This window comes from Leptolyngbya sp. FACHB-711 (assembly GCF_014695615.1).
Classification (GTDB): Bacteria; Cyanobacteriota; Cyanobacteriia; order Elainellales; family Elainellaceae; genus Leptolyngbya_A.
This window is the reverse complement of record NZ_JACJOR010000123.1, coordinates 1-2,845: the sequence shown is the minus strand read 5'-3', so window position 1 is coordinate 2,845 and position 2,845 is coordinate 1. Positions and strand designations below refer to the sequence as shown.

Sequence of the window (2,845 nt, the reverse complement as noted above, 5' to 3'; positions counted from 1 at the left end):
CAGACGGTGTTTGGCATTACGGCAACGTTTCCGCTGATCGTGTCGCTGGTGGCATGGCTGATTACCGAAGAGCCGATCGACCACGCCACAGACTGGGCAGCGATTCGAGAACAAATCAGCCAGTTGCGAAAAGCAGTGAGCCAGCGAGCGATCTGGCTGCCAACGGCGTTTCTGTTTGTGCTTCAGGCAACGCCCACTGCCGATGCTGCTTTCTTTTTCTTTACTACCAACGAGCTGGGCTTCCAGCCAGAATTTCTGGGGCGAGTTCGGCTGATCACCAGTCTGGCTTCGCTACTGGGGGTCTGGATGTTCCAACGATTTTTTAAGGCAGTGCCGTTCCGGGTAATCTTTGGCTGGACGACCGTCATCTCGACCCTGCTTGGTATGACAATGCTGCTGCTCGTTACCCATGCAAATCGGGCGATCGGCATTGACGACCATTGGTTTAGCCTGGGTGATAGCCTGATTTTGACGGTGATGAGCCAAATTGCCTATATGCCGATTTTAGTGCTGGCGGCGCGGCTTTGTCCGGCAGGGGTGGAGGCAACCCTGTTTGCGCTGCTGATGTCAGTGGTGAACCTGGCAGGCTTGCTGTCCTATGAATTTGGGGCACTCATGATGCACTGGCTTGGCGTTACCGAAAGCAACTTCGATCGCCTCTGGCTGCTGGTGCTGCTTACAAACCTGAGTACACTGCTGCCGCTGCCGTTTCTGGGCTGGTTGCCCAATGCGGAAGAAAGCCAGATGCCTCAGACTGTGATTCTGCCAGAAGCCTCGGCGGAACCGATCGAAAATTTGGGCGCAACGAATCCCGAACTGGTCACCGAACTGCGCCAGTAAATTTCCTTAAAACCGCCGAATTGCCTTCAGGATTTTGCAGCTCCGCTCCCTACCCTTCACCGCCTACCGCTTGCTATGCAACTCGAAACCAACCCGTCTTCAAAAAATGCGTCTCTGTCCTACGACTTGGATCAGTGGCAGAAAGGCTATCGATCGCTCAAACAAGAATACGACTATGCGATCAACGAAATCGAAGGACAAATTCCGCCCGAGCTAGAGGGAACCCTGTTTCGCAACGGACCCGGACTGCTCGACATCAACGGACAGCAAATTCATCATCCGTTCGACGGCGACGGCATGATTAGCGCGATTACGTTTCAGAATGGACAGGCCCACTATCGCAATCGGTTTGTCCGCACGCAGGCATTTTTAGAAGAGCAGCAGGCAGGCAAAATCCTTTATCGTGGCGTGTTTGGCACCCAAAAGCCGGGTGGCTGGCTGGCGAATTTTATGGATTTGCGGCTGAAGAATATTGCCAATACGCAGGTAATTTACTGGGGCGGCAAACTGCTGGCACTTTGGGAAGCGGCAGAACCCTATCGGCTCGACCCTGCCACGCTAGAAACGATCGGCTTAGACTATCTCGATGGCATCCTGGAACCGGGAGAAGCGTTTGGGGCACACCCGATCGTTGATCCGGCCTGCCAGTTTGACCAGGGCGCGCCCTGCCTGGTGAATTTCTCGATCAAGCCTAAGGGACTCTCGACCACGATCACCCTTTACGAACTCGATCCAGCCGGCAAACTGCTGCGAAAGCAAGTGCGATCGGTTCCCGGCTTTGCCTTTATTCACGATTTTGCCCTCACACCCAACTACTGCATTTTCTTCCAAAACCCGGTGGACTTTAACCCGATTCCGTTTGTGATGGGATTGCGCGGCGCAGGTCAGTGTCTGGAGTTTAAGGGCGATCGTCCGACGCAGGCTCTCATTATTCCCCGTCAAGGGTCTGCCCCGATTCGAACCATTCCGATTCAAGCAGGCTTTGTGTTCCACCATGCCAACGCCTTTGAACAGGACGGCGATTTGTTTGTCGATTCAATCTGCTACGACGCGCTGCCCAGCATCGAACCGGATGAAGACTATCGCCAGGTCAAGTTTGCTGAACTCGCACCGGGTCAGCTCTGGCGGTTCCAGTTCAATTTGCAAAGCAACAGCGTCACACGCCAGCTTATCGAAAGCCGCTGCTGTGAGTTTCCCTCGCTCCACCCCGATCGCACAGCTCGTCCATACCGCTATGCCTACATAGGAGCCGCCCATAACCCGACCGGAAACGCTCCGTTGCAGGCAATTCTCAAAATCGACCTCACGACGGGAGAACGTCAGCTCTGGAGTGCTGCCCCGACCGGATTTGTGGGAGAACCTGTCTTTGTGCCGCGTCCTAATTCGCTCAGTGAGGATGATGGCTGGCTGCTCACCCTGGTCTTTGATGCCAAGCGAGAGCGATCGCAAATCGTGATCCTGGATGCTCAGAACCTCGCTCAGCCCCTTGCCCGCCTGCACCTCAAGCATCATGTTCCCTACGGACTGCACGGCACGTTTACCCCAGAGTGCTTTATCCATATTTAGCCGTAAATCTGAAGGCAGTCGATCGCCTGTCGCGTGAATCCTGCCAAGCACAAACCATCAATTGAATTAGGCTTCCCTTTTAGTCGCTGTCACCACGCAGTGCACACTGGGATGCAGGAATTCTGTCCCTGAATCGGGAGAGTTTTCTGGCATCCCTTTTTTATTCTAATGAAGGGTTTTAACGAAGGGTTTTAACGAAGCAAACGACATCCACACAGGAGCTTAAACTTGATCGTCCTGAAGCTTGATAAATCCATCGAATAGACAAGAAACTGCAATTAGCTCGCTCGGCTACTTCGAGGATTTAGTCCATTACAGAGACTTCGAGAAGCTTCAGACTATGTACAATCTGATTAATTTCACGCAGGAAGATATGTATCGGTGTGCGATCGACCTTCGCAGCACTTATGCAGACGCAGACAATATGGAAGAAGTCGCA

Annotated in this window: 2 protein-coding genes; both read left to right on the top strand. The window is 53.3% G+C overall.

Annotation, left to right across the window (positions count from 1 at the left end; all coding sequences use genetic code 11):
* Window positions 1-840 (top strand): folate/biopterin family MFS transporter (locus H6F80_RS03895; protein WP_190790299.1); only part of this gene is annotated, 840 nt, incomplete at its 5' end.
* A 75-nt stretch (window positions 841-915) separates the two neighbouring features.
* Window positions 916-2,406 (top strand): carotenoid oxygenase family protein, encoded by a 1,491-nt coding sequence (locus tag H6F80_RS03890; protein ID WP_190790298.1) that lies wholly within the window; start codon window positions 916-918, stop codon window positions 2,404-2,406.
* Window positions 2,407-2,845 lie beyond the last annotated feature (439 nt).

Excerpts from the sequence above, each read along its gene's own strand:
- H6F80_RS03890 (WP_190790298.1), top strand. The coding sequence starts at position 916 with ATGCAACTCGAAACCAACCCGTCTTCAAAAAATGCGTCTCTGTCCTAC.